We start from the raw sequence: 25,965 nt of genomic DNA on the forward strand, positions 1-25,965 counted from the left end.
GAGTACGCTGTGTCAGAGATAAAACGCATTTTACAACAGATTACTGCCTTAAGTGATGTGCCAGAGCCATCTGTACTTCGACGTTTGATTGATGAGCTGCGGGTCACTGAAAAAGAACCTACACTCGCCAATCAAAACATCCAAACCCTTATCGATATTTTGCGCCAGCATCCAGAATATAGCGATGGTCTTGCAAGCTTTGTATTAAAACTCATTATCCAATATCGTCAAATCTCCCTATATACCGATACTGGTATTATGTCAGATGAAGGGTTTTTTAGTAGCTTGCGCCGCTTGCTTGGTCATCGGTTTTTACCGCTCCTGCCTCAAGATGACTCGGTCGTTGAGTTAGTCGGTTATCTGTTTCATAAGCGTCAAGATGAGCGCTGGCTTGCTCACATCGAAAAAGACAAATGGGAAGCGCTGGTTGATCTGCTCAACGTTAAAGAAGAGCATTTATACTTAGTAGCAACAGCCAAAAACAGTATTTTAAATGCCATAGTCATTTTGTCTTATCGCATTAGCGGTATTGGCCTGCACCCTGATTTGATGGAAGCTTATCCGCAAATTTTGAACTATTCTGCGTCTTTTGTCGCTCAAAACCAAGAAGCTGTATTGTTTGTCAATCAGTATCGGCAGGCGCATGAGCTTGATACTTTAACGGACATTACGCCTGAACATGCAGTTGATCCTGCGCCCCTACTGGTCATGCTCGAGCAGTGTGAAGATATCGTTGCAACAGTGCGTAAACGCATCTATAAAACTGGTATCTCTATTCGCTTAACCAATATGATGTTACGGCTTGATCAAAGCTTACAACGCATGCGTATTTTGACTGAGCTGGTCGCTGATAATGGTCAGAATCGCGACAAAGCGGTGATCAATCTGATCCAAACTCTCATTACTACTGCCAATCGTCGTTATAGCATCGGCTATCTAATCGATAACAATACCAAGCTGTTGTCACGTAAAGTCACTGAAAATGCCAGCCGTGTGGGCGAGCACTATATCAGCACAGATAAAGCTGGCTATCAAAAAATGTTCAAAAAAGCGTCCATTGGTGGGTTTTTTATTGCCTTTATGGCTACTATTAAAATCTTGGCCTATCATTTGGCCCTTGCGCCAATGGGCCGAGCCTTTATAAACAGCATGATTTATGGCTTGGGTTTTGTTTTTATTCATATCGTTCATGGTACGGTTGCAACCAAGCAGCCAGCGATGACCGCTGCTGCTATTGCCTCAACCATATCAGAGGGCTCAGGCAAAAAGTCACACCAACTGACTAAGTTATCAGAGCTAGTAGTCGATATCTTGCGTACCCAGTTCATCGCTATCATGGGTAATATCATGCTGGCTATCCCTGTTGCATTAATCATCTCTTTTGCATGGTTGCAATATACAGGTGCGCCGATGATTGATACTGAAAAAGCTGGACACTTACTTCATGACCTAGATCCTTTTCGATCATTAGCCCTACCTCATGCGGCCATCGCTGGGGTATATCTGTTTTTGTCTGGTCTGATTGCAGGCTACTACGACAATTTGGCTGTTTACAATAAGATTGGCGCTCGTATTAATAGGCACTGGCTACTTCAGCGTTTATTACCCAAAAGTTGGCTTCGACGCTTAAGCGGCTTTATAGAGGCCAATCTTGGCGCTATCATGGGCAATTTTTTATTTGGCGTATTTTTAGGTAGCACTGCAACCATTGGTTATTTATTTGGTTTACCGATTGATATTCGTCATATTGCATTTGCGTCTGCCAATTTGGCTCATGGACTGTTCAATATGTCAGCGGCTCAGATAAGTTGGGATGTAGTTTTGATCTCTATTCTTGGCGTCGCACTTATCGGTATCGTCAATTTAATGGTCAGTTTTTCTTTGGCACTTCTGGTCGCCTTACGATCAAAAGAAGTCCGCTTTTTTGAGTGGCGTAGACTATCCAAACTTGTTTTTGGTCACATCGTCAGTCATCCATCTGACTTTTTTTGGCCACGTGACAAACCGATGAAATATGCGCGTATTGATAGCCAAGGTCGTATGATATTCGATGATACTGCTGGACAAAAAGGCGGGAAACCATTACCCAGCAATTATGTGGTACGGCGTCTATCTGATGTCAAGATTATACCTAATTCTGTACCTATTGATGCAAAAGGTGAACGAACGACCACGGATATACATTATGACAATCAGTCTCAAAATCATGGACAAGAAGATCTTGTAAATAAAGATGCTACTAATAAGGTTATTGATCTTGATGATGGGTTAGTAGATGAAGAGCTAAACAGCGTGCCTTACTATAGTGATATTCAATATGATAAAGTCACCAAAACGTTAGGGAACGTTAGCAGTGACAAAACTGTCAATCATGATAAAAACGCTGATGGCAAGGCCTCTGGTGATGCAAAAACGCCCTTGCCGAAACCTAAAAAACCGCCAAAGCTGCCAAGTTAATACGGCTGTTTTGGCGGTTTAGACGTCAAAGACTTATTCAGCTTAATATTTGCTAAAGCGACAAGTCAGTTTTAGCAATGCTTTAGACTTCTACAACCACTTTACCGATTGCTTGTCCGCTGGTTAGCCGGTCGTATGCTTTGCCAACCTCTTTGAGATCAAACTGCGTCTCATCAAGTAATGGTTTAAGTGCACCCATATCCACAATCTTGGCTAATTTCGCTAAAGCAGCGCCATGATCTTCTCGCTTATAGTTTTGCAGCATTGGAATAAGCACAAAGACGACGTGTAACGATAAGCCTTTAAAATGCACCGGCGTTAAATCTAGTTCCAGCATAGATACTGTCGTTACAACCTGTCCATTCAGTACAGCCGCTTCAAAAGACTTGGTTAGATTTTCTCCGCCAACAGAATCAAACACTATATCAAAACCCGCACCGTCGGTATGTTTTTCGACATAATCTACCACGTCTTCGGTCTTATAATTAATGGCCGTGGCACCATAACCTTCAATGACTGCCATCTGCTTTTCATTGGAGACAGTTGAATAGACGTCAGCACCGAAATGTTTGGCCAATTGCACGGCAACGTGTCCCACGCCACCTGCGCCGCCGTGAACTAGTACCTTATGTCCTGCACCAGTACCCGCTCTCTGCAAACCTTCAAAGGCAGTAATACCAACCAATGGTAATGCCGCAGCCTCACGCATTGATAGGCTTTTTGGTTTGTGAGCAATCAATTTGGCGTCAGCTAGCATGAATTCTGCCAGCGTACCTTGCAAGTCTGCGAGTCCTCCGGCGCAGCCATATACTTCGTCGCCTGGAGCAAAGCCGGTCACGTCCTCACCAACAGTTTCAATAGTGCCTGCAAAGTCCATACCGAGTACTGCCGGCAGATCGGGTGAAAACGGTAGATCATTACCCATGTGGTGGATCATAGTATCAACTGTATTTACACTAGTTGCAGCCACTCGCACTACTACATGTCCAGCTTTTGCATCAGGTTGAGGTAGTTCATCTAATTGAAATTTAGCATTGTCACCATATTCATTAAGTATCATTGCTTTCATTGGGCTTCTCCTAAAGGTTAATTGTTATAATCAGTATAATATTTTGTAAAAATGAAATAAACTGGCTATTATGAAGTACAGAATTCGTAATTTGGATATAATCTAATGGATACAGAAAGCGTTCGTCTATTTGTTCTGGCGGCCGACAAACTCAATATCAGTGCCGCTGGTCGGGAACTGGGTATGGCACCATCTATGGCCAGTGCCAAATTAGCAAAACTAGAGAAGTTGTTAGGTGCGGATCTTTTGCATCGTTCCACGCGCAAGGTGGCTTTGTCTTTGGAAGGGGCGGAATTTTTGCCTTATGCTAAGGAAATTTTAGCTCAAGAAGATGCTGCACGCGCAGCTTTAGGTCATGGCAATGCAACTGTGACAGGTACCCTAAGGTTCACGGCGCCAAGCACCTTTGCCCAGCTCTACATCGCGCCTATCCTGCCTGAGTTCCTACAGTTGCACCCAGGTATCACTCTTGACCTGCGGCTTACGGATATGGAGTTTGATCTTATCCAAGGCAGTTTTGATCTGGCACTGCGCAATTCAACACTATCAGATAGCAGCTTAAAAGGGCGAAAATTAGCCAACGATATGCGAATCCTTTGCGCTTCTCCCGAATATTTGAAACAGCAGGGCACGCCCACGCAACCAGATGACCTTGCGACGCATCAATTCATTGTATTCAAAGAGCCGTCACCGATTAAGTTTGTTGGGTATGATGGCAGTACTGAGGAGTTCGATCCACGACTGACCGAGAGCCGGCTTATCGTTGACGATGGCTTGAGTCAGAAAGTCGCAACCATTGCTGGAGCAGGCATTTCAATGAACTCACTATGGAGTGTTCACCGCGAACTGGCTGACGGCTCGCTGATTCATGTCCTACCCGACTACACGATCGATGACCAGACGGGCCTGTGGCTTATCTATCCAAAATCGAATGTTCTGACGGTAAAAGTTAGGGTTTTTATCGACTTCTTAATAGAGAGGATTGGTGACTCGCCAATCTGGCCTGACTATACCCTAGCAAAGCCAGTTATTTAAACCTATTAATAGACTATCTAAAACAGACTGCTTATTTAGCCTTATATATCAAGGTCAGCGGTTAGCTATAGTCCTCGTTACGGGCTTGGACAGTGGGCGCTTGAGCTAATGACTTTACCATCGCTAAGTCGGTAAGCCAGTAGAGAGTTACCCCAAACGCAGCCACCATCGAGCGCGCGAGCATGCGGTAAGTCCACTTCACCCTTTAGAGCTGCCCAATGACCGAATAATATCTTACGCGTCCGTGGCACTTGCCATTCAAACCAAGGCATAAAATCATCGGGCATGTGCTGATCTAAGCTGGACGTAAAGCTAAACTCTAGTGTTCCGTCTTGTTTGCACAGCCGCATCCGCGTGAAATAATTGGCTATCGCGCGCATCTTAGTAAAGCCATTGATATTGTCATGCCAATCATCAGCGTTTTTACTATATAAATGCGGTAGCAGTCGATCAAGTTGGTTCAAACTGCCTTTTAATTGTGCTTCTAGTTGCTGCGCATATTGTGCAGCAGACTCAATGCTCCAATGCGGTGGTATCCCAGCATGTACCAATACGGTATGTTCATCAGGGTATGCCAAGATCGGCTGACGTCGTAGCCACTGCAATAGCTCATCTCTATCCTCGGCCGCAAAAATCGGCGCCGTTTTGTCTTTTTTCTTAATTTTAGCTGCGCCCCGCCATACGGCCAACAAGTTTAAATCATGATTTCCTAGGACGGTCGCAGCCGCGCCTTGCTCGCACAGCACCTTTACGTGACGCAAAGTGTTTAGCGAATCCTCTCCGCGTGCTACTAAGTCTCCTGCAAACCATAACTTGTCTTGTGCAGGGTCAAAATCAAGTGTCTGCAGTAGTTTTTGATACGCGGCGTAGCAGCCTTGCAAGTCACCGATAACGTATTGATGGCGAAAACTCATAATTCCTCGATGGTTATAATGGTTATATTATTCTTCTACGCTTTTTGCCTGATTACTCAAAGCTACAAAATCGCTAACGCTTAGTGTTTCTGGTCGCGATTGTGGGTCAATACCACAAGCGGCAAAGTCATCTTCACTCAGTGTCGGCAGTAGCGTTGATTTTTTGAAGATAGCACGCAGCGTTTTACGGCGATGATTAAAGGTCTCACGTACTACGATAGCGAAATATTGCTCATCTTCTGCCACAATTGGTTTTTCGATATGTGGTGTCAAACGAAACACAGCACTGGTTACCTTTGGTGGCGGGTTAAATGCGCCTTTAGGAACAGTCAGTAAATAGTCCGTTTCACAGTAATACTGCATGATAACGGACAGACGGCCGTAAGTTTTGCTACCGACGTCCGCGGTGATACGTTCGACCACTTCTTTTTGTAGCATAAAATGCATGTCTTGAATGACTTCAGAATAGCTAAGTAGATGAAAAAGTATCGGTGTTGAGATATTGTAAGGTAGATTCCCAACCACACGTAACTTGCCACGTTCGGCGCTATAAAATTCACGATAATCTACGTGCATCGCGTTTTCTTTTACAATAGTAAAATTGGGATGACTGTTTGCGCCAATGCGTATGCGTAAACTATCGGCCAAATCACGATCAAGCTCGACCACAGTCATCGCATCCACTTCTGCCAATAAAGGCTCAGTTAACGCGCCCATCCCAGGGCCAATCTCTATTAAGTTGTCATCGCGCTCCAAACGGATACTATCAACAATCTGGCGAATAATACTGCTGTCATGCAAAAAGTTTTGACCAAAGCGTTTACGCGGTTGGTGTTTAGCAGTTCGTAAGCTGGCAGCTAGTGTTTTTGCATCAAACGAGTTTGTGGACATAAAAGATTCTTAATTAGTAAACATAATAAAATTGGGGTATAAGGTAACAACATAACTTGATAGCAAATATCGGCTCTACCATTTGGTAAAAAAATATATGTTTGCAGCCTTATTATTCGCACAAAATTATACCACAGCTTATAATCCGGCTGTATTTTAGCACTGCGCTAAATTATGCATTTACGATTTAGTCAATGATTTATCAGCCATTTCATTCGCCATGACCAATGCCTGATACAAGCTTGTGGCACTTGCCTCGCCGCGACCTGCCAAATCCAGGGCTGTACCATGATCGACTGAGGTGCGAATATAGGGCAGTCCCAAGGTTAAGTTAACCGTATCGCCAAAACCGTGTGACTTTAATACTGGCAATCCTTGATCATGATACATAGCAATCACGGCATCACAATTTCTCAGATGCCTAGTGGTAAACAACGTATCGGCTGGCATAGCCTGAGAGATGTCTACGCCAGCTGCGATAAACGCTTGTAGTACGGGGTTAATAATTTCAATCTCTTCTGTGCCTAAATGCCCACCTTCACCTGCATGCGGATTGAGCCCGCAGACCAATATACGCGGACTTTTTATGCCAAACTTCGACTGCATATCATCAAGTAAAATTTGCACTGTTTTGCGGACATTTTCTGCCGTGATAGCAGCGGGCACATCTCTTAAAGCTAAATGAGTGGTAACCAGCGCAACTTTCATCGCCTGATTGGCCAGCATCATGACTACTTTTTTACAACCGCTTTGTTGCATAAAAAACTCAGTATGCCCACTAAACATCGTGCCATCTAAAAGTTTGATGTCAGCATCTATTAACGCAGACTTTTGTAATGGTCCAGTGATGATAGCGGCTACCGTTTCACTTGTTGCAAGCTGATGAGCGATGTCTAATTGCTTGGCGACCATTGCTGCATTCTCAATGTCAATATGACCCGCCCGCACAGGTGCTGCACAAGGTACATCTAATAATAAAAATGCATTATTTACTGTATCAAAATCCAAACTATTCATATCAGCGGCCAATGATGGAGACACTGCGATACTTTGCCAAGCTGGACAGCTTTTAAGTGCGCCAGTGGCTAGCAGTTGCTCTGCACGTGCCTGCATAGCATTGGCATCAGCTGTGACCCAAATTGGTCGGTTAAAATCTTGTAGCTTACCCTCTTGCGCAAGTAACAAAACCACGTCCATCCCGATGCCAGCAGGCTCACCTATGGTGATTAACAAGGGTTGTTTTTGTTTCATACATCTACCTTTTGTTTTTATTTAACTATTTAATATTATTACGATTTTTATATATTGGTTAGTCATTTAGCTACTGGCAACACCTACTAAACATCCCTATTATGTGCCTGGCAAAGATAGAGAAAAGTATCTACAAACAGCCTTATGGCAGTCATAATGTGCTAGAATTTCGCTTTTGATTGTAGCATTAATTGAGGCCTGTTTTATGGTACTTACGCTTGGTGCTGAATGCGCCACTTTATAATATAACGTCTATTGTAAGCACAATATCTGTGTTTTTTTAGCGGCATTAACTTATTAATACATCAACTCATACATACACTTAGGTACACATGGCAGACACCAGTAAAACCGACGACTTACTCAACCAGCAGCCTCCGCACAATATAGATATTGAAAAAGCGCTGCTGGCTTCTTTGATGAGTATCGAAGAAGCCTATGACAAGATTGCCGATATCGTTACCAAAGATGACTTCTATGCAGGCCGTCATCAGCACATATTCGATGCCATCGCTCACTTGGCAGCGGTAAATGAGCCTTATGATACTGTTATGGTGCATGACTGGCTGGAGGCTCAAAAGCTGCTCAAGACGGCTGGTGGTGACAGCTATTTGGCTGATATTTTAAGTCAAAGTCCAGCGACACTATTTAACCTTACCGCCTACGCTCAGCGTGTACGAGAGTTATCAACCTTGCGCCAGCTTATTACCACGGGTAACGATATGCTAACCCTAGCGTATAACCCAAAAGATCAAACCGTAAGTGATATTTTAGATAACGTTGAAGGTAAGATATTTAGCATCAACGAGCAGCATAATAAACGTGCTGAGCAGCGCGGACCTGTGGGCATCACCTCAGTATTGACCAACGTAATCGATAAAATTCAAGAGCTCAAATCCAATCCTGACGGTATGATTGGATTGCAAACCCCATTCGCTGAGTTAAATAACAAAACTCAAGGTCTACAAGCGGGCGATTTGATTATTGTCGCTGCACGTCCTTCTATGGGTAAGACCACTTTTGCGATGAACCTAGCAGAAGGTGTATTGTTTAACGAAAACCTGCCCGTCGTCGTATTTTCTATGGAGATGCCTGCAGAGTCTATCGTAATGCGTCTGTTGTCTTCGTGGGGCGCGATTAATCAAACCAATCTGCGCTCAGGACAAATGAATGAAGATGAATGGGCAAAGATGATGAACGCAATTCAGCATCTACAATCTAAACATTTATATATTGATGACAGTACTGCCCTGCCACCATCGGAGCTACGCTCACGTTGCCGCCGTATCGCAAAAAACCACGATGGTAAGATTGGCGCTGTTATTGTCGATTATCTACAATTGATGAAAGTTCCCAGTCTTGATGGTAACCGTGTTGGAGAAATATCGGAGATATCGCGCAGTTTAAAAGCCCTAGCTCGTGAGCTTGAATGCCCAGTCATTGCCCTATCGCAGCTGAACCGGAGCTTGGAGAACCGGCCCAATAAGCGTCCAATTATGTCAGATCTGCGCGAGTCTGGCGCGATCGAGCAGGATGCCGATTTGATTATGTTTATTTATCGCGATGAGGTATATAACGAAAACTCAGATCATAAAGGCGTGGCTGAGGTCATCATCGGTAAACAGCGTAATGGCCCTATCGGTACGATACGTTTAGGTTTTGAAGGTCAATTTACCCGCTTTATCAACCTTACGCCCGAGTATTATCAAGGGGCGACTTTTGACGATGAATAATACCCAATTAATAACTATCAATTTATTATAGAATCATTACGTTGTAACGTGATGCGCAACTGGTATAAATTTTTCTTGCTTGCTATGTCTACGCTGACAGAGGCTGCGAAAAACTTATCCCAGTATTGCTGTATCGTTTTTATAGCGAATTGACTATAAATGCTGTTTATAACTACTATCCAACGTCCAAACACTAATAAAGAAGTGAACTATGCGCACTGCTAACATTACTATTGACCCTGCCGCTCTTACCCATAATTTAACTCAAGTCAAAAAACGTGCGCCTAATGCTAAAGTACTGGCAATGGTAAAAGCCAACGCTTATGGTCATGGCGTGGCCGCTGTATTACCAGCTTTAAAGCAAGCGGATGGTATTGGTGTTGCAACATTTACTGAGGCGTTAGAGGCACGGCAATTGGGATGGGATAAAACAATTGGCCTAGTTGAAGGGGTATTTAGCGCTTATGAATGGCAGCAGGCTATCGATAATGCTTGTAGCTGCGTGATTCATCACACACCGCAGTTAGACTGGGCGTTAGAGAACGTTCCAGCAGCAGATAGCCCAGCGCGGCAGGTTTGGCTAAAATACAATACTGGTATGAATCGCTTAGGTTTTGATGAAAAGACAGTTATAGAAGCTGCACAGCATTTGCACGATGCAGGTTATCATCTTATTCTTACGACACATTTTGCAAATGCTGATGATCGTGACCATCCGCTAAACGCCATTCAAATACAGCGATTTTCTGACATGTTGAAGTATTTGCAACAGCATATAACCCCAAGTGTCGAAGGCTCATTGTGTAACTCTGCAGGCGTAGTAAACTTTTCTGAACACCATCATGATTGGGTACGTCCAGGTATCATGCTCTATGGTAGCTCCCCTGTCATCGATCAGTCGGCTATCGACTTAAACCTAAAGCCTGCGATGGAGTTTAGCGCCCGGATTATGGCTATGCATGTAGTCAATGCTGGAGAGGCTATTGGCTATGGTAGCCGCTGGACTGCAGAGCAAGATACTAGGACTGCTCTCGTTAGTATCGGCTACGGTGATGGCTATCCACGTGTCGTTAGCGACGATGCTTATGTTTGTATTGTAGATGCTGATAGTGGTATAAGCTATCGCTGCCCTATTCGTGGTCGAGTCGCTATGGATATGATTGTGGTTGATTTGAGTGCAGCTCTAGTAGATATTAAGCTTGATAGTAAAGTTGTGCTGTGGGGCGCTATGCCACACGTTGATGAAGTGGCCAGTCATGCAGGTACGATTGGCTATGAGCTACTGTGTAGATTGAGCGCACGCCCTAAGCGGACATAGGGTTACGTTTATAAAATTAACGGCATTTTTGTTTAATCTACCTGTGCAGTCCTGTTAGCTGACTGCCATTGGTTATCAAAATTTGGCGTTTACATTGAAAGTAATTGCGCTATACTAAAAGTTTGTTGTCACCACGGCTTAGGTAGCTTCCTGTCGCCATTGACGGCTGATAACGTTTCATTGACTGTGATCGACTGCTAGGACTGCTATGAGTTTGCGCCATTTTTTGACCTTATCTGATTTAACCAAACAAGAACTAGAAAACCTAATCAAACGCGCAAGCGAGCTGCGTAAGATGCAACACGCAGGCGAGATATATCAGCCTTTTGTTGGACGTACGCTTGGCATGATCTTTGAGAAGTCATCAACTCGCACGCGTATCTCTTTTGAGACGGGAATGGGGCAGTTTGGCGGTAACGCCATCTTTTTGTCGCCAAACGATACGCAGCTTGGTCGCGGTGAACCTTTAGAAGACTCTGCCCGCGTGATCTCAAGTATGGTCGATATCATAATGATTCGCACCTTTGGTCACGAAAAGGTTGAGACCTTTGCCAAGTACTCAGGTGTCCCTATTATCAACGCCCTAACCGATGAGTTTCATCCCTGCCAACTGCTCGCCGATATGCAGACCTATTATGAGCATCGCGGCAGTATCGAAAATAAAATCGTAACGTGGGTTGGTGACGGTAACAACATGTGCTCGTCATTTATGCAAGCTGCTAATCAGTTTGGTTTTGAGCTACGCGTCGCAGCACCGTATGGTTTTGAGCCAGATCCTAAGTTAATGGAGCGCTTTTCACACTGCGTCAGCTTGGTTGAAAATGTCCAAGATGCCGCAAAAGATTCTAACCTAATCGTCACTGATGTTTGGGCAAGTATGGGCCAAGAGTCTGAGCAAAATACTCGCGCACGTCGTTTTGCTCCTTATCAAGTCACACCGTCACTCTTAGATAAAGCAGATCCTGAAGTGGTGTTTATGCATTGCTTGCCTGCGCATCGCGGCGAAGAGATTTCTCATGATATGCTCAATGATCCACGCTCAGTAGTATGGGATGAGGCAGAAAATCGCCTACATGCACAAAAAGCTTTAATGGAATTTTTATTAAAAGATAAAATTAAACTACCTGCATAGATAACCAAACAAAGTGCTTATAACGATCACGCAAAAAAAAGACAGATCACATTGTGTTCTGTCTTTTTTTTATTTAGTCAATACTCAATGACAAGTTAACGGGACAGTGTCGTGACCCCGTCACTACCTGCTTTTAGTAATACATCTGCTTGATTGGCAGCAAAGATACCATTGCAGACCACGCCTACGATGTTATTTAGCTCTTTTTCAAGGGCTATTGGATTACTCACATCTAAATCATAGGTATCTAAAATCACATTTCCATAGTCCGTGACAAAGTCTTCGCGGTAGACAGGTTCGCCGCCCAGACGAGCCAACTGACGAGCAACATACGAGCGGGCTTGCGGTAGCACTTCGATCGGCACTGGAAATGCGCGCCCTAGTATATCGACACTTTTACTCTCATCGACCATGCATATAAACTTGTTAGATGCCGCAGCGACGATTTTTTCACGAGTGAGTGCACCGCCGCCGCCTTTAATCAGTTGCAGTTGCGCGTTTACTTCATCTGCGCCATCAATATAGACATCGAGCGTTCCGGCAAAGTTTAGATCAACTATCTCGATACCCAAAGCGCGTAGCTTGTCTTCGGTGACCTGTGAGCTGGCAACAGCACCAGCAAGTTTTAAGGTAGGCAACAATTCAATCAAACAGTTGACCGTACTGCCTGTGCCTACTCCAAGTATCATGTCATCTTCAATATAACTTAGAGCAGCTTTGGCTGCGGCTTGCTTTTGTGCTTGCTGATCGCTCATCATAAATCCTTGGCAAAATAAACTTAACACTATAAAAAAGGTAAAATGCGCGGCTATTATAACTGATGATTTTAATCGATGTTAGCGTAATGATAACTCTCATTAAGTCTTTACTTGGTTGTGCTACTTATAAAGGATAAGCATTTAATATCTATTACAGCATCAAATTTTAAGCAAAACTTGCAATTGAGTCTTGCAAGATAGTCAAAATCAGCATAGGCTAATCTATTTCATTTTTATCTTCATTTATCACTTGTTTAGGGATTATTATGCTATCACATTGGGTACGAGCCATCTTGCAAGCCACGGTTTATGACGTTGCTATTCAAACTCCACTTGAAGCTGCACCTAAGCTGACCCAGCGTTTTACCAATGATATTCGACTTAAACGTGAAGATTTGCAACCAGTCAAATCCTTTAAATTGCGCGGGGCTTATAACCGCATTAGCCAATTAAGTGATGCGCAAAAAGCGCGCGGCGTCATTTGTGCATCAGCGGGTAATCATGCTCAGGGTGTTGCTTACTCTGCCCGCAATTTAGCATTGAACAACATTATCGTTATGCCAACGACGACACCTGATATCAAAGTAGATGCGGTGAGAGCGCTTGGCGGCAATGTCGACTTGCATGGTGATAGCTTCGATCAAGCCAACCGCTATGCGATCGAACGCGCTGAGCGTGAAGGCTTAACTTTTATCCCCCCTTACGATGATGAGTTGGTCATCGCCGGTCAAGGTACCATCGGACTTGAGCTAACCCAACAATGGCGCAATATGGATTATGTTTTCGTTGCGGTGGGCGGTGGTGGCCTCATATCAGGTGTCGCAGCATTCTTAGGAGAAGTGGCTCCACATGTCAAAGTCATCGCCGTAGAAGCCGAACAATCAGCTTCTCTTAAAGCAGCACTACAAGCAGACAAGCGAGTCAGACTTGAGCAAGTAGGATTGTTCGTCGACGGTGTGGCAGTTGCTCAAATTGGCGAATTACCTTTTGACGTTGTACGTACGCAAAAAAGCGATCACTCAGGGCCGATTGTTGAGCCTGAAGTCATAACCTGTACCAATGATGAAGTCTGCGCGGCTATCAAAGACATCTTTGAAGAAAACCGTAGTATCGTCGAGCCTGCTGGCGCATTATCAGTCGCTGGTATGAAAAAGTATATCGAAGCTAACAATCTACAAGGTAAAAACTGCGTCGGCATCATTTGCGGCGCCAATATGAACTTCGACCGCCTGCGTTACATTGCCGAGCGTACTGAGATTGGTGAGAAAAAAGAAGCCATCTTTGGGGTGACAATCCCTGAACAAACTGGCGCATTTTTAAATTTCTGCCGCAGCTTACATGGTCGTAATATTACTGAGTTTAACTACCGTGCTGACAGCAAAAAGTCGCCAGACTCAATGGAGCCGGCCTCAATCTTTGTCGGTATCGCTCTAAAAGATGGTGAGAGAGAACGTCAAACCATTAACGATCAGTTGACAGCTGATGGCTACACAGCACATGATTTAACAGATGATGATATCGCCAAATCACACATTCGTCATCTGATTGGAGGTCATGCTCATGTCGAAAACGAGCAGTTGCTAAAAATCACCTTCCCTGAGCGTCCAGGAGCATTACTGACATTTTTAGAAAAGTTGGGTGATGATTTTAATATCACGCTTTTCCATTATCGCAATCATGGTGCAGCTGAAGGACGAGTACTAGTCGGTCTACAAGCCTCTGAAAGCAATTCACGGCAATTACAAGACGCCCTACTCGACATCGGTTATAACTGTACCATGCTCAACGACAATGTTGGCTATAAACTGTTCCTAAAATAGTATAGTGAAACAGCGGTTCTATAAATAATGGTGATAGACGATCTCTTTTAGTAAGCGACCTCTTTTAATATGAGTGGTCGCTTACAACTATCATTCAGCTCCTATTACTCAACGCTCAGTATTATTCATAACAAAAATCTATTTGCAAATATTAAAGTTGCCCTAATCTTATTTGATATAGAAATAGATATAGAGTAGCAGTTATGAAGAATAATACTGATGATAAAAACCAAGCCTTGACCAAAATTCGTCTTGATAAATGGCTATGGGCCGCACGCTTCTATCGGACGCGCACTCTTGCCAAGCAAGCTATTGAAAGCGGAAGAGTACACTATGCTGGCAGTCGCGTGAAAACCAGTAAAGAGATTTCGGTCGGCGATGAATTAACCATTCGCCAAGGTTCAGCCACTGCCATGACTGAAAAAACTGTCATTGTTGAGGCACTCACTGCGCAGCGTGGCAACGCGACTGCCGCCCAAGTTTTGTATTCAGAGACTAAAGAGAGCGAAGAGCGCCGCGCTTACTATGCTGAGCAGCGCAAACTTGCCAATCTTGCACGCCCTGATAATAAGCCCAATAAAAAGCAGCGCCGTGACTTACAACGTTTTAAACACCAAAAGGATTAAAAACTTTACTGTTAAGTCTGTGTGCTTGTCTTTCACGATATTATCCGTTACGCTCGACAAATCACGCTAAATGATAATAATTTTCAAATAAAACTGTTAAAATGAGCAAGAATAACTGTCTGTTATTGCTTCTCTAGATTAGTATCAACTCATTTATATACTGACACGCTAATGGACCATATTTCCAATATTCGTCTTCTATAGCATTTTTTGTCATAAAAGGTCATGTTATGCTGGTTAAAGCTTCCGCTCCATCCTCTATCTTATTGGTTTGCTTAGGTAATATCTGTCGCTCACCAACTGCTGAAGAAATCTTTCGTCAACAAATTGCTATTGCAGGGCTTTCTATAAAGGTGGATTCAGCAGGTACAGGTGATTGGAACGTTGGTAATGCCCCTGATATCAGATCGCAGCGTCATGCTAAGGGTCATGGTTACAACATTAGTAAATTGGTTGCACGTCAAGTAAATGCTGATGACTTTCGTGACTTTGATTTAATCCTAGCGATGGATGCTCAGAATTTAGCTGACTTGCAAGAATTGAAAGATGGCATTGATAATACATCGCAAGAATCGTTGGCTAAACTGGCGTTATTTAGCGAAGAAGATCCTACTTATGGCGGTGATGACGTTCCAGATCCCTATAAAGGTGACGGAGATGATTTTGAAGATGTCATTGAACGTATTGAGTCGAGCGCGAAGGCATGGATAGAGAGCTGGAAGGCTATGTAAGGGTTGTTTGAATGAGTAAGTGTCATAATACCAAACAGCAAAATCCAAGCATTTTATCTGCTTTTATACCGTATATCCCTTATAATAGCCAGCGCATTAAAGCCTAGCTGATATTCAGCTGTTGCTTGGATAGCTTTTATTTATTTGTCTAATAGGTCGTGTTATGTCTATAGATTTGCACCATGCTCCTAATGCTCAGTACGATTGCTTGCATGATCTGTCTTACGCCAATACGATGGCGCTCGCTTGCATCGCTGATACTGTAGTGACGTTGACGGACGAGGCACAGCTAGACCATTTTATAGCAAGTTACACAAACAATACTGAGCCTAATCCGTCATTGTTTGTGCTATCTGGTGGTAGCAACGTCCTATTGCCCACGCAGCTGCAAGCGATCGTATTACGACCGCACATGCGTGGCATTACGCTTATCGATCAGACCCAAGACTATGTCGATATTGAGGTTATGGCAGGTGAAAACTGGCATGATTTGGTTATTCATACTGTCAATCAAGGCTGGTACGGACTAGAAAATTTAGCATTAATTCCAGGGCTCACTGGTGCAGCTCCTGTACAAAATATCGGCGCCTATGGTGTGCAGCTAGAGGACCGTTTGCAGTATGTTCGCGCTTATCACTTACCGACCAAAGCTTGGCACCATCTCACTGCTGCTGACTGTGGGTTTGGCTACCGCGATAGTATTTTTAAGCGCACACCGAATACTTGGCTAATCAGCCGGGTGGGGTTTCGTTTGCATACCGATGCAACAAAGGTATTGGCCAGTTATGGTGATGTGCATACAGTGGCTCAACGCTATGCTGAGCAGCAAGGGCGTGGTCAATTGGCTCCTGTAGATGTAATGCACGCTATCATTGATATACGACAACAAAAACTCCCTGACCCTAGCCAGCTACCCAACTGCGGTAGCTTTTTTCAAAACCCTATTATCACTCAAAGCCAGTTTACATCATTACAGACCATCTATCCTGATATCGTCGGTTACCCGATGCCAGATTCGACAGTCAAGGTTGCAGCAGGTTGGCTAATAGAGCAAGCAGGCTTAAAAGGTGGCGGTATTGAACCAATTATTACCCATAAAAAACAAGCATTAGTCCTTACCAATCACGCTCCTTATCAAGCCACCCAAGCTGATGTGGTAGCAGCCCAAAACCATATCATAAGCTGTATTTATAAAAAGTTTGCCATCACTTTAGCTCGTGAGCCGGTTTGGGTTAATGCTGATGGTACAGTTGGATATGGTGAGCATGGGGTCTAAGAAGCGCTCATGGTCTCATAAGCTGTCCCGTCACTACTTGCGCGCAGCTGAACGCATGATTAAAGTGTTCCGTATCATCAATATAACTTTTTTATTGGGTTCGACAGCGATTATACTGGTTCTTGTTAGTCTGTTCACGCCACTATTTTCTCGTGCAGTTATTTATGTGTTTGATCATTTGTCATTGCCTGCGATACCAGCTACTGATATGGGCTCAACACCCTCTGCCTACGTTGTCCTTGGTGGCGGTCTTACGAACGACAACAACAACCAAATTATCCTTAATGGTTATAGCCTCAACCGTATTCGTACCGCTGCTATTGCTTATCATGACTTACCCCTACCTATCATTATCAGTGGCGCAGAAGCGCCTTGGATGAGTCAGTGGCTTATAGAGCATGGCATCGATGAACCTATTAGCGAAAATGCAAGTATGAATACTTGTGAAAATGCACGGTTTACCGCCAAGCGCGTGCCTTTATACCATGTCTACCTTGTTACCGATAATTATCATATGGCACGAGCACGTAGACAATTTGCCTTAAATGGAATTCATAGCACGCCTATAAATGCACCGCTTCCTGTACCACTTGATTGGATGGAACCTGCACAAAACTTAAGCCATTCAAGACGTGCGGTTTATGAAATAGCTGCCTATTTACGCGATGTCTTGCGCCCACAATTAGATTGCCGACTTGCCGATGAAGTCAGCATTCAACAATTATTAACGCCCCGAGGTAACGCAGTCAAAACCTTTGATCAATAGATACGAATGTCTCAAAACTGTGCAGATTTAATTGCATGAATTTCACTTATAAAGTTAAATTTATCACACTTGCAATAAGTGTATAATAATAGAATAAACGGCTATTTAAGAGGTTTGCCATGCTCAGTATATTTTTATTGATTCCACTAAGCTTGATGCTGTTCGTGGTAGCTATTTGGGCCGTTCGTTATGCTGTAAAATCCAATCAGTTTGAGGATTTAGACAACGCCTCACAGCGCATTATATTGGATGATCGTCAAGAGCGTCGTCAAGTTATCCAGTCGCATAAACCAGCTAATTCTGCTGAGCAAACGGATACTATGTCTACTGCTGCTGATGCCGAAAGCTTGGATTTGGATACTCGTAAACCACTGAATACTAATGATAACGCTGGTCTCGATAATAAAGAGCAGCATTAAAGTTTTAAAACTTTGCTTCTTAGGAGGACATTATTGTTTTGACTTTTAATAGAATACTATCTTCGTTTACTACTTATTTTGAGAGGTGCTGCTTATGACCACAGCATTATTAGTTGCAGCATTACTAATGGGATTTTTTGGTTCACCGCACTGCTTGGGCATGTGTGGCGGATTGGTAAGTGCGTTTGGATTGTCAATGAAGGATGTCAGTCCAGTCAAGCGCCGTGTTTTGGTAGCTACTTATCATCTTGGACGTCTGCTTAGCTACTCGTTTTTGGGTTTGCTGGCAGGATTGATTGGTACAACCGTACTTGAGCCTCTGATGATAGGCAATAGTATGCCGCGTCTTTTACTGGGCGCGGTTTTAGTGCTGGTTGGCGTCACTATGCTGGGTGCTCCATTTTTGACCAAGCTTGAGCGTTTTGGTATGCGTTTTTGGCAATTTCTTAGCCCCTTACGCCAAAAAGTGTTTCCGCTCACTACTTTTCCACGTGCTCTAGTGGCTGGTTTATTATGGGGATTTTTGCCCTGCGGTCTCGTGTATGGCGCCCTCCTCATCGCAGTCGTCGCTCATAACCCTATAGGCGGTGCAGCGCTGATGTTTGTTTTTGGTCTCGGTACAGTACCGATGTTAGTTGCCACTCATGAGACAGTTCACTGGATGCGCGATAAGATTGGGCGCTTTCGCTTGCGCCAGCTAAATGGAGCCATCATGGTAGTGTCTGGTTTGGCTGTTGCCCTTGTGCCTATTGCGATGTCTAATATGCACCACGGTGGTCATACGCAGATGAATCATGGTAGCCACTCTGCCTTGATGTCTGAGACAGACTCTCATGATATGAGCCAAATGAATCATAGTATGCACGATATGGATAATATGGATACCGACTCAAACACTATGAATCATTCTCAATAGTTACCCTTCGATTGAGTTAAAACCCCATAGTTAAAAAGCATTTCAAATAAAAAGCCTGCAGCGTTAATATCGTTGCAGGCTTTTTTGTAGCTATATTAATATCAATAGCATTACTGCTGCCATTGCTCAAGGCTAAACTTGGTATCCAGATGTTTCTCTAACGCTGGTAAATTAAAAGCATCATCTTCACTTACAAAGCTGATACTAATACCTGTTTGTCCAGCGCGCCCTGTGCGACCGATACGATGTACATAATCATCTGGCTGATCTGGTAAGGTATAGTTAACTACGTGACTGACATCATCGACGTGAATACCGCGTCCTGCCACATCGGTTGCAACCAATATTGATGCATGACCATCTTTAAAGCGCTGTAAGTATTTTTCACGTTTTTGCTGAATCACATCACCTGATAACATAACAATTTTATGAGCTGGTCGCAGTTTGTGATACAGACGCTTCACTTGATCCTTACGATTGGCAAAGATGATAACCTTGTCTACTGCCGTATCAGTGATAATACGCTGCAACGCCTCTAACTTCTGATCTTCTGTTAATAGATAAAAATGTTGGTCTACCAGCTCACTAGTCTTGTGTTCAGGTTCAATTTCGACAAACTGTGGCTCGTGCAACCAGTGGTAAGCAAGATTCATAACATCTTGATTGAACGTCGCTGAGAACAATAAGCTTTGGCGATCCGTATTCGCTGGCATCCGCCCAACCAAGCGCTTGATATCAGGAATAAAACCCATATCAAGCATACGATCCGCTTCATCCAATACTAGCACCTCTACACGATCCAAATAGAGCATGCTTTTGTGCATAAGATCAATCAAACGTCCAGGTGTCGCAACCAAAATATCAACGTATTGACGCTCAAGCTCGTGTTGCTGAGTCTCGTAATTGGTACCGCCCATAATACACACACTGTGCAATTCTGTATATTTTGTCAAAGCAATACAATCGTCAAAAATCTGTTGGGCAAGCTCACGCGTCGGTGCTACTATCACAGCACGCGGCTCGCCCAAATGCCGTTTTTCTTCATGATGAAAAGGACGCTTGAGTAAAGCTTCTATGATAGTAATTAAAAAAGTCGCCGTCTTTCCTGTTCCCGTTTGCGCCTGCCCAATTGCATCTTGATGCGCTAAGGTGTGTGGTAATATTTGAGCTTGGATAGGCGTTAGTGCAGTAAAGCCCAAATCACTGATCGCCCGCAATGTTGGCTCTGAGAGTGGTAGATCAGTAAATGTCGTAAAATTACTCAAAAAATCATCCTTATATATTAGTGGCAACAGACTCATGTCATAACAAGCTTACTATAAACCTTGATAAAGCCTTAACGTAAAAAAGCCAAGCCCAAAGTCTATATACACCCATGTTGCAATCAGTTCAACATTGGTAATCTTAGACAGGCTTGACTCAGTAGTATATCAGCAGTCAATAAAACTATTAAACCTAAACTGCTATAATAAATGGATCAGTCTTCTACTTTTCTGACTTCTTCAGCTTGCAGGCCTTTTTGGCCCTCAACTACGTTGAACTCAACTTTTTCGCCATCTTTTAAAGAACGATAGCCGTCACCTTGAATCGCTCGGAAATGGACAAAGATATCTTCACCGCTGTTACGTTGAATAAAACCAAAGCCTTTTGAATCATTAAACCACTTAACGACACCTTGCTCACGATCTGACATAATATTGCTTCCTAAAATTACACTCAGCCCCAACTTCCTTTGCGACATTGCATGTAAACGGGGTCTAAGACTATGAAATCAGTATTTAAACCATTTATTAAATAACGATTTAAATGCCATTGTTTAAAATTTGTACTTAAAGTACATAAGGACACTTATTTTTATTGAATAATAAAAACGCCTTCTTAGTTGAAGTCGTCGTGTCTCAATACGCTTGCTACCGATGTTGCGTCATCACTTGAGGATGATTGCTCCTTATAACTGCTTCAAAAGCAATAGCAACACAGTTGCAAGACTTACTACTTAAAAATATCATAGCATGGGTTTTTAGCAACACAAAGCCATTTAACATGATTTTTAACGTTTAGGTAAGTTTTCTATGTAATTTTTTATAAACTTATAATTGAGCTATTGTGATAAAGTCCCATATCTGACAAATCAGTTTATTGTTTATTTATACTGTGAGTATCCAATATTACCTTCCCTTTAATTAATAGAGAAACGTATGAGTGACCCTTCTTCAGTAACGGCCAAAAAAACAGTCAATCCCCACACACGTAAAATAATGCTCATTAATGGGGTCAACCTAAATCTACTAGGCAAGCGTGAGCCCGACATCTATGGTCACACCACGCTTAGCGACATCGAAACACGTTTGACAGCACAAGCAGCCCGTCACGATGTTGAGCTTGTTTGTATTCAATCCAACCATGAAGGTCAGCTCGTTGATGCGATTCAACAGCATGGTCTATTAGCAGATGAAGGCTCACAAGTAGATGCTATTATCATTAATCCAGCTGCGTTTACTCATACATCAGTCGCCATTCGCGATGCCTTGCTGGCCACTCAAAAGCCATTTATAGAAGTGCATCTCTCAAACGTTCATACTCGTGAACCTTTTCGTCATCACTCTTACTTGAGTAATGTGGCAGTGGGAGTAATATGTGGTTTGGGTCATTTGGGTTATCAGATGGCGCTCGATTACTGGCTGGTAAATCTATACGATATTGATCTGGATAATTCTGCACTAATACCTACTTTAAATGAATCTTAAGAAAATATAGTATTGAAAAACGTCAACGCGGTGTTGATAGAAAATGTTCTTATTGGCGGGAAAATTGCATCAAATGTGGTTTGTTCTTAAGTCAATTTTTAATATTTGGACAAAAAACCAAAAATTTAATATACGGTGATATGAATGGCAAAATCGTCCGGAAAACGCTTTATGAAACTTGCTGGCATGACTGCGAGTATTGCAGGAAAGGCCGCTAAAAACTCACTAAAGCACCTCTCTAGTGACGAAGAAAAACGTTTGCAGGCACGCTCAGCGCTGATGCAAGATGTGGGTGTTCAAATCGCTGAGACCCTTGGCGAGATGAAAGGTGCTGTCATGAAAGTGGGACAAATCGCCTCGCAATACAAAGATGTATTTCCACCAGAAGTCGCAACAGCACTAGAAAAACTACAAAAAGATGCACCGCCCATGCAATATGTGCAGATACGTATGCAGGTAGAACGCGAGCTTAAAGCACCTATTGACGAGTTATTTGCTGAATTTGAAGAAACCCCTTTTGCAGCAGCGTCTATTGGACAAGTACATAGAGCCACTCTCCCCTCTGGACAAAAGGTCGTGGTAAAAGTCCAGTACCCTGACGTTGATGAAAACTGTGATAGTGACCTAAAACAAGTACGTATGGCATTGAAGATTGCCGGCGTGCTCAATATGAGCCGCGACTTGCAAGATCAGCTATTTAATGAGATAAGACAAAGCCTATACGATGAGCTTGACTATACTAAAGAGGCGCATAACTTACGGGTATTTGGCGCATTTCATGCTGAAGATGAAGGAATTATCATACCTAAAGTCATTGGCAGCCACTCTTCTAAACGCATTTTAACTTTAACAGAAGAGCTGGGAGAGACGTTAACCGAAGCTGCGTCGTGGGATAATGATATTAAGCAAAAAATAGCAGTAAGATTGTTCCATTTTACAGCAGGTCAGCTATTTGGGTTATACCGAATGCACTGTGACCCTCATCCAGGTAACTTTGCCTTTCGAGCTGATGGTAGCGTAGTCGCCTATGATTTTGGGGGTATTCGCAGCTATAGTGATAACGAAGTGCAGTTATTTCGGCGGTTTGCAAGGCACGCCATAAAAGGAGATGTAACTGCTCTTGAACAAGACCTGATTGCGCTAGGAATACGCCGGACTGATGACACTGACATTCCTGGCGAGTTTTATCAAGAGTGGCTCGCTATTGGTCTCAAACCTTTATCTATTGTACCGTATCAAGTAGGCGCTTTTGACTTTTCTAGCAGTCAAGTACATCATGAAGTCATTACCCAAATGCGTACGTCCCTAAAGTACTTTGGTCAGTTTCAGCCTTCTGCAACGACGATGATGCTTGATCGTACTGTATCAGGACAATATTGGAACTTGGTGAACCTTGGCGTTGAAATTGATCTCTCGCCCCTGGTCGATGAATATATTGAGTTATAAACAAACGCAATGGTAGCAAAGATTTTTAGACGTGCAGTGCATGACCACAACGATCACAGAACGTAGCTCCAACAGCATGGCCAAACTTTCCGCAGTTAGGACAAGTAATAGGATTGAGCTGGGGTCGCATGTTACGCGCCAGCTCTGAGGTAAAGATTCCTGTTGGCACTGCAATGATCGAGTAACCAGTAATCATGACCATGGTCGCAATTGCTTGTCCGATCGGTGTCTTTGGCGATATATCCCCGTAACCTACTGTCGTCATGGTAACGACTGCCCAATAAATAGATAATGGAATACTTGTAAAACCATTCTCTGGTCCTTCCACCACATAAATGACCGAGCCAAAGATTGTCACTAATAGGACAAGCGACAAGAAAAACACGGTGATTTTTTGCTGGCTGGTTCTAAGTGCCGAGGCCAAAAAACCTGCTTGCTGCATGTAAGCTTTGAGCTTGAGAACACGAAAAACACGTAAAATACGCAGGATACGTATCACAAGTAAATACTGTACACCTACAAACATCAGACTCAGATAGCTTGGCAGTACCGACAACAAATCTACTATACCAAAAAAACTAAAAGCATAACGAAAACGATTTGGTGCTGAAAATAATCTTAGACTATACTCAATTGTAAATAAAATGGTGAAAAACCATTCTGCATAAAAAAACAGCGTGCCATACTGCAAGCGCATATATAGCACACTATCCAGCATTACTACGGCCACACTGGCCAAAATCGCAATCAATAATACAATATCAAAGAGCTTACCCAAACGGGTATCTGTGCCTTCAATAATAATATGAATGCGGTTACGTAAATGAGTAATAGCTTCAGCGGTCGGTTGCTTCATAGAGTCAGTGGCTTCATAAAATCAATGGCTAGATAGCACTTAATGATTTAAAGTGTGATGAATAAGCGCAAATTAGTCAAAATACGCAAAATTGGTCTATAATATTGATCGTTTATAGCCGTTGTTGCAACATATAAGATGCCACAGTGTAGCAAAAAATAGCGCTCAACAACATACAAATTGCTCACGCCAGTATAAGCTTATAACGTCATAGCAGCACATACGACGCTTGGTTATGCTGAGATTGGTACGCACTAAAAATAGACAAAATTGGTTATAACGCAGCATTTACACTAGGTATGACGACATTGAGATCATACTAAAAAGCATATAGCACTTAAGGATATAATATGGCAGGTCATTCAAAATGGGCAAACATCAAACATCGCAAGGCCCGTCAGGATGCAGTAAAAGGTAAAGTATTTACCAAGGTTATTCGTGAAATCGTTTCTGCCGCTAAACAAGGGGATCCTGATCCTGACAAAAACCCACGTCTTCGTGCCGCTATAGAAAAGGGCTTGTCGGTCAATATGACCCGCGATACCATTAATCGCGCGGTTGATCGTGGCACAGGTGGCGGCGATACTGAAAACATGGATGAGATCAGCTATGAAGGTTATGGTGTGGGCGGTGTCGCTGTCTTGGTCGAGACGATGACTGACAATGTCAATCGTACCGTCAGTGAAGTGCGTCACGCCTTTACCAAATTCGATGGTAATCTTGGCACTTCAGGTTCAGTCGCTTATTTATTTACTAAGCGCGGTGAAATCACTTTTAATGACGTAAGCTTAGAAGATGAAGTCATGCTCACTGCACTAGATGCAGGCGCTCTTGATATTGAAAACGACGGAACATCACTACTTGTTATCACCGAAGTAGACAGCTTTGGCCAAGTCAAAGATGCGCTCAATGCAGCTGGATTGGTTTCTGACAATGCTGAGGTGACCATGTCGCCATCCACCACTGCTGAGATAGACAATGTCGATGATGCCGAAAAAGTCATGAAAATGATTGATATGTTAGAAGACATAGATGATGTACAAGAGGTTTATAGCAACGTAAACTTCTCTGCTGATGTAATGGCACAACTTGAACAATAGATATCATTGCTCATTTAATAACTAACAATTTAATATAAGAAAGCCAAACGTTTTTAGCGTTTGGCTTTTTTGCTTCTCATACCCTTTTATTATAACTATTGACATTGGGACTTGCTCATCGACCTCTCAAGCTCAAGTAAATAACGCTTCTTATCTAATCCACCAGTATAACCACCCAGCTTGCCATCACTAGCAATCACTCGGTGACAAGGAATAATAATACTAAAAGGGTTTTTGCCATTGGCGTTAGCCACCGCACGAAAGCCCTTAGGGTTACCAACGCGCTTTGCCAGTGTGGCATAGCTGATGGTTTCGCCATGATTGATACCTTGTAGAGCGTGCCATACTTTTTGCTGAAATTCGGTGCCCAAAGAGATATCTAACGGCAAATCAAAAGTATTGCGTTTGCCACTAGTATATTCATAAAGCTGGTCGATGGCCGTCAGTAGTAAAGATTGAGTAGCATCATTACTGTTTAAGTCGTCTTTGTCTATAAAAATAAAATCATCATCGCTAAGCTGGTAGTGCTTTTTGAGCTTAGCGAATGATTTTGAGTAACACCATGATTGACCTTCTACAAGCCAGTTAACTTCAGTAAGCTTGGGCGTATTATCCTGACTAATATTGGCCATTATAATTAGCTGATATTGATCAAACTTTGCTGTAGTGACTATCATAACTGTCTCCAACTTAGTGCCAATAAG

Annotated in this window: 24 protein-coding genes; 15 read left to right on the top strand and 9 right to left on the bottom strand. The window is 43.1% G+C overall.

Annotated features, from left to right (window positions below):
• Positions 1 to 9: 9 nt before the first annotated feature.
• Positions 10 to 2,457, top strand: a complete 2,448-nt coding sequence (locus Q0895_RS00665) for a site-specific recombinase (RefSeq protein WP_299184717.1) — start codon at positions 10 to 12, stop codon at positions 2,455 to 2,457.
• Positions 2,458 to 2,539: 82 nt separating this feature from the next.
• Here the strand turns inward: Q0895_RS00665 and Q0895_RS00670 are convergent, their stop codons facing one another.
• Positions 2,540 to 3,526 (bottom strand): zinc-dependent alcohol dehydrogenase family protein, encoded by a 987-nt coding sequence (locus Q0895_RS00670; RefSeq protein ID WP_299184719.1) that lies wholly within the window; start codon positions 3,524 to 3,526, stop codon positions 2,540 to 2,542.
• 105 nt (positions 3,527 to 3,631) lie between these two features.
• On the opposite strand from Q0895_RS00670, the gene Q0895_RS00675 reads away from it, so the two are divergent.
• Positions 3,632 to 4,561, top strand: coding sequence for a LysR family transcriptional regulator (locus tag Q0895_RS00675; RefSeq protein WP_299184721.1), 930 nt, complete (start codon positions 3,632 to 3,634; stop codon positions 4,559 to 4,561).
• Between the two features lie 77 nt (positions 4,562 to 4,638).
• On the opposite strand, the gene Q0895_RS00680 is transcribed toward Q0895_RS00675, so the two are convergent.
• The 3 genes from Q0895_RS00680 to pdxA form a co-directional block, all read right to left on the bottom strand.
• A complete protein-coding gene (locus tag Q0895_RS00680) occupies positions 4,639 to 5,475 on the bottom strand; it encodes a symmetrical bis(5'-nucleosyl)-tetraphosphatase (protein WP_299184723.1) in 837 nt (278 codons plus the stop codon).
• 27 nt (positions 5,476 to 5,502) lie between these two features.
• The gene (gene rsmA / locus Q0895_RS00685; RefSeq protein WP_299184725.1) at positions 5,503 to 6,366 is read right to left on the bottom strand and encodes a 16S rRNA (adenine(1518)-N(6)/adenine(1519)-N(6))-dimethyltransferase RsmA; all 864 of its coding nucleotides are present in this window, start codon (positions 6,364 to 6,366) and stop codon (positions 5,503 to 5,505) included.
• A 180-nt stretch (positions 6,367 to 6,546) separates the two neighbouring features.
• Positions 6,547 to 7,617 carry a 4-hydroxythreonine-4-phosphate dehydrogenase PdxA gene (gene pdxA, locus Q0895_RS00690; RefSeq protein ID WP_299184727.1) on the bottom strand — a complete coding sequence of 357 codons (1,071 nt, stop codon included), beginning with the start codon at positions 7,615 to 7,617 and terminating at the stop codon, positions 6,547 to 6,549.
• Between the two features lie 332 nt (positions 7,618 to 7,949).
• Here pdxA and dnaB point away from each other — a divergent pair, with 332 nt between their 5' ends.
• The 3 genes from dnaB to argF all read left to right on the top strand — a co-directional run bounded on the left by dnaB (position 7,950) and on the right by argF (position 11,800).
• A complete protein-coding gene (gene dnaB / locus Q0895_RS00695; RefSeq protein WP_299184729.1) occupies positions 7,950 to 9,350 on the top strand; it encodes a replicative DNA helicase in 1,401 nt (466 codons plus the stop codon).
• A gap of 211 nt (positions 9,351 to 9,561) precedes the next feature.
• A complete protein-coding gene (gene alr, locus Q0895_RS00700; RefSeq protein WP_299184731.1) occupies positions 9,562 to 10,668 on the top strand; it encodes an alanine racemase in 1,107 nt (368 codons plus the stop codon).
• A 208-nt stretch (positions 10,669 to 10,876) separates the two neighbouring features.
• Positions 10,877 to 11,800, top strand: a complete 924-nt coding sequence (argF, locus tag Q0895_RS00705) for an ornithine carbamoyltransferase (RefSeq protein ID WP_299184733.1) — start codon at positions 10,877 to 10,879, stop codon at positions 11,798 to 11,800.
• Between the two features lie 95 nt (positions 11,801 to 11,895).
• On the opposite strand, the gene rpiA is transcribed toward argF, so the two are convergent.
• Positions 11,896 to 12,555 carry a ribose-5-phosphate isomerase RpiA gene (rpiA, locus tag Q0895_RS00710; protein ID WP_299184735.1) on the bottom strand — a complete coding sequence of 220 codons (660 nt, stop codon included), beginning with the start codon at positions 12,553 to 12,555 and terminating at the stop codon, positions 11,896 to 11,898.
• A 269-nt stretch (positions 12,556 to 12,824) separates the two neighbouring features.
• On the opposite strand from rpiA, the gene ilvA reads away from it, so the two are divergent.
• The 7 genes from ilvA to Q0895_RS00745 all read left to right on the top strand — a co-directional run bounded on the left by ilvA (position 12,825) and on the right by Q0895_RS00745 (position 19,112).
• Positions 12,825 to 14,378, top strand: a complete 1,554-nt coding sequence (gene ilvA / locus Q0895_RS00715; protein ID WP_299184737.1) for a threonine ammonia-lyase, biosynthetic — start codon at positions 12,825 to 12,827, stop codon at positions 14,376 to 14,378.
• Between the two features lie 203 nt (positions 14,379 to 14,581).
• On the top strand, positions 14,582 to 15,004 hold the full coding sequence (locus Q0895_RS00720; RefSeq protein ID WP_299184739.1) for a S4 domain-containing protein: 423 nt from the start codon (positions 14,582 to 14,584) through the stop codon (positions 15,002 to 15,004).
• Positions 15,005 to 15,234: 230 nt separating this feature from the next.
• Complete coding sequence (locus Q0895_RS00725; protein ID WP_299184741.1) at positions 15,235 to 15,735, top strand: low molecular weight protein-tyrosine-phosphatase; 501 nt, start codon at positions 15,235 to 15,237, stop codon at positions 15,733 to 15,735.
• Positions 15,736 to 15,898: 163 nt separating this feature from the next.
• Entirely contained in the window at positions 15,899 to 17,011 is a 1,113-nt protein-coding gene (gene murB / locus Q0895_RS00730; protein WP_299184743.1) for a UDP-N-acetylmuramate dehydrogenase, read from the top strand.
• Positions 17,001 to 17,777 carry a YdcF family protein gene (locus Q0895_RS00735; RefSeq protein ID WP_058368903.1) on the top strand — a complete coding sequence of 259 codons (777 nt, stop codon included), beginning with the start codon at positions 17,001 to 17,003 and terminating at the stop codon, positions 17,775 to 17,777. Before murB ends, Q0895_RS00735 begins: the two co-directional genes overlap by 11 nt.
• Positions 17,778 to 17,896: 119 nt before the next feature.
• Positions 17,897 to 18,196: a cbb3-type cytochrome oxidase assembly protein CcoS gene (gene ccoS / locus Q0895_RS00740; RefSeq protein WP_299184745.1), complete on the top strand. Its 300-nt coding sequence runs from the start codon at positions 17,897 to 17,899 to the stop codon at positions 18,194 to 18,196.
• 94 nt (positions 18,197 to 18,290) lie between these two features.
• On the top strand, positions 18,291 to 19,112 hold the full coding sequence (locus Q0895_RS00745) for a sulfite exporter TauE/SafE family protein (protein WP_299184746.1): 822 nt from the start codon (positions 18,291 to 18,293) through the stop codon (positions 19,110 to 19,112).
• A 110-nt stretch (positions 19,113 to 19,222) separates the two neighbouring features.
• Here the strand turns inward: Q0895_RS00745 and Q0895_RS00750 are convergent, their stop codons facing one another.
• Together Q0895_RS00750 and Q0895_RS00755 are read right to left on the bottom strand one after the other, a co-directional pair.
• Positions 19,223 to 20,413 (bottom strand): DEAD/DEAH box helicase, encoded by a 1,191-nt coding sequence (locus tag Q0895_RS00750; protein WP_299184747.1) that lies wholly within the window; start codon positions 20,411 to 20,413, stop codon positions 19,223 to 19,225.
• A gap of 176 nt (positions 20,414 to 20,589) precedes the next feature.
• Positions 20,590 to 20,805 (bottom strand): cold shock domain-containing protein, encoded by a 216-nt coding sequence (locus Q0895_RS00755; protein ID WP_058368907.1) that lies wholly within the window; start codon positions 20,803 to 20,805, stop codon positions 20,590 to 20,592.
• A 505-nt stretch (positions 20,806 to 21,310) separates the two neighbouring features.
• On the opposite strand from Q0895_RS00755, the gene aroQ reads away from it, so the two are divergent.
• Both aroQ and Q0895_RS00765 read left to right on the top strand, forming a co-directional pair.
• Positions 21,311 to 21,859 carry a type II 3-dehydroquinate dehydratase gene (gene aroQ, locus Q0895_RS00760; RefSeq protein ID WP_299184749.1) on the top strand — a complete coding sequence of 183 codons (549 nt, stop codon included), beginning with the start codon at positions 21,311 to 21,313 and terminating at the stop codon, positions 21,857 to 21,859.
• Between the two features lie 144 nt (positions 21,860 to 22,003).
• On the top strand, positions 22,004 to 23,305 hold the full coding sequence (locus Q0895_RS00765) for an AarF/ABC1/UbiB kinase family protein (protein ID WP_299184751.1): 1,302 nt from the start codon (positions 22,004 to 22,006) through the stop codon (positions 23,303 to 23,305).
• Between the two features lie 25 nt (positions 23,306 to 23,330).
• Here the strand turns inward: Q0895_RS00765 and Q0895_RS00770 are convergent, their stop codons facing one another.
• Entirely contained in the window at positions 23,331 to 24,161 is an 831-nt protein-coding gene (locus tag Q0895_RS00770) for an ion transporter (protein WP_299184753.1), read from the bottom strand.
• A 350-nt stretch (positions 24,162 to 24,511) separates the two neighbouring features.
• On the opposite strand from Q0895_RS00770, the gene Q0895_RS00775 reads away from it, so the two are divergent.
• Complete coding sequence (locus Q0895_RS00775; protein ID WP_299184755.1) at positions 24,512 to 25,261, top strand: YebC/PmpR family DNA-binding transcriptional regulator; 750 nt, start codon at positions 24,512 to 24,514, stop codon at positions 25,259 to 25,261.
• A gap of 95 nt (positions 25,262 to 25,356) precedes the next feature.
• Here the strand turns inward: Q0895_RS00775 and Q0895_RS00780 are convergent, their stop codons facing one another.
• Entirely contained in the window at positions 25,357 to 25,938 is a 582-nt protein-coding gene (locus tag Q0895_RS00780; RefSeq protein WP_299184757.1) for a methylated-DNA--[protein]-cysteine S-methyltransferase, read from the bottom strand.
• Between the last annotated feature and the right edge of the window lie 27 nt (positions 25,939 to 25,965).

It is taken from the genome of uncultured Psychrobacter sp. (assembly GCF_947495825.1).
In the GTDB taxonomy this organism is placed as follows: Bacteria; Pseudomonadota; Gammaproteobacteria; order Pseudomonadales; family Moraxellaceae; genus Psychrobacter.

Bases quoted from the DNA above. Each gene is read 5' to 3' on its own strand.
- Q0895_RS00675 (WP_299184721.1), top strand. From the start codon at position 3,632: ATGGATACAGAAAGCGTTCGTCTATTTGTTCTGGCGGCCGACAAACTC.
- Q0895_RS00755 (WP_058368907.1), bottom strand. From the start codon at position 20,805: ATGTCAGATCGTGAGCAAGGTGTCGTTAAGTGGTTTAATGATTCAAAA.
- rsmA (WP_299184725.1), bottom strand. From the start codon at position 6,366: ATGTCCACAAACTCGTTTGATGCAAAAACACTAGCTGCCAGCTTACGA.
- Q0895_RS00775 (WP_299184755.1), top strand. From the start codon at position 24,512: ATGGCAGGTCATTCAAAATGGGCAAACATCAAACATCGCAAGGCCCGT.
- Q0895_RS00680 (WP_299184723.1), bottom strand. From the start codon at position 5,475: ATGAGTTTTCGCCATCAATACGTTATCGGTGACTTGCAAGGCTGCTAC.
- ilvA (WP_299184737.1), top strand. From the start codon at position 12,825: ATGCTATCACATTGGGTACGAGCCATCTTGCAAGCCACGGTTTATGAC.
- Q0895_RS00735 (WP_058368903.1), top strand. From the start codon at position 17,001: ATGGGGTCTAAGAAGCGCTCATGGTCTCATAAGCTGTCCCGTCACTAC.
- pdxA (WP_299184727.1), bottom strand. From the start codon at position 7,617: ATGAAACAAAAACAACCCTTGTTAATCACCATAGGTGAGCCTGCTGGC.
- alr (WP_299184731.1), top strand. From the start codon at position 9,562: ATGCGCACTGCTAACATTACTATTGACCCTGCCGCTCTTACCCATAAT.
- Q0895_RS00750 (WP_299184747.1), bottom strand. From the start codon at position 20,413: ATGAGTCTGTTGCCACTAATATATAAGGATGATTTTTTGAGTAATTTT.
- Q0895_RS00780 (WP_299184757.1), bottom strand. From the start codon at position 25,938: ATGATAGTCACTACAGCAAAGTTTGATCAATATCAGCTAATTATAATG.
- Q0895_RS00745 (WP_299184746.1), top strand. From the start codon at position 18,291: ATGACCACAGCATTATTAGTTGCAGCATTACTAATGGGATTTTTTGGT.
- dnaB (WP_299184729.1), top strand. From the start codon at position 7,950: ATGGCAGACACCAGTAAAACCGACGACTTACTCAACCAGCAGCCTCCG.
- Q0895_RS00720 (WP_299184739.1), top strand. From the start codon at position 14,582: ATGAAGAATAATACTGATGATAAAAACCAAGCCTTGACCAAAATTCGT.
- Q0895_RS00765 (WP_299184751.1), top strand. From the start codon at position 22,004: ATGGCAAAATCGTCCGGAAAACGCTTTATGAAACTTGCTGGCATGACT.
- argF (WP_299184733.1), top strand. From the start codon at position 10,877: ATGAGTTTGCGCCATTTTTTGACCTTATCTGATTTAACCAAACAAGAA.
- murB (WP_299184743.1), top strand. From the start codon at position 15,899: ATGTCTATAGATTTGCACCATGCTCCTAATGCTCAGTACGATTGCTTG.
- rpiA (WP_299184735.1), bottom strand. From the start codon at position 12,555: ATGAGCGATCAGCAAGCACAAAAGCAAGCCGCAGCCAAAGCTGCTCTA.
- aroQ (WP_299184749.1), top strand. From the start codon at position 21,311: ATGAGTGACCCTTCTTCAGTAACGGCCAAAAAAACAGTCAATCCCCAC.
- Q0895_RS00670 (WP_299184719.1), bottom strand. From the start codon at position 3,526: ATGAAAGCAATGATACTTAATGAATATGGTGACAATGCTAAATTTCAA.
- Q0895_RS00725 (WP_299184741.1), top strand. From the start codon at position 15,235: ATGCTGGTTAAAGCTTCCGCTCCATCCTCTATCTTATTGGTTTGCTTA.
- ccoS (WP_299184745.1), top strand. From the start codon at position 17,897: ATGCTCAGTATATTTTTATTGATTCCACTAAGCTTGATGCTGTTCGTG.
- Q0895_RS00770 (WP_299184753.1), bottom strand. From the start codon at position 24,161: ATGAAGCAACCGACCGCTGAAGCTATTACTCATTTACGTAACCGCATT.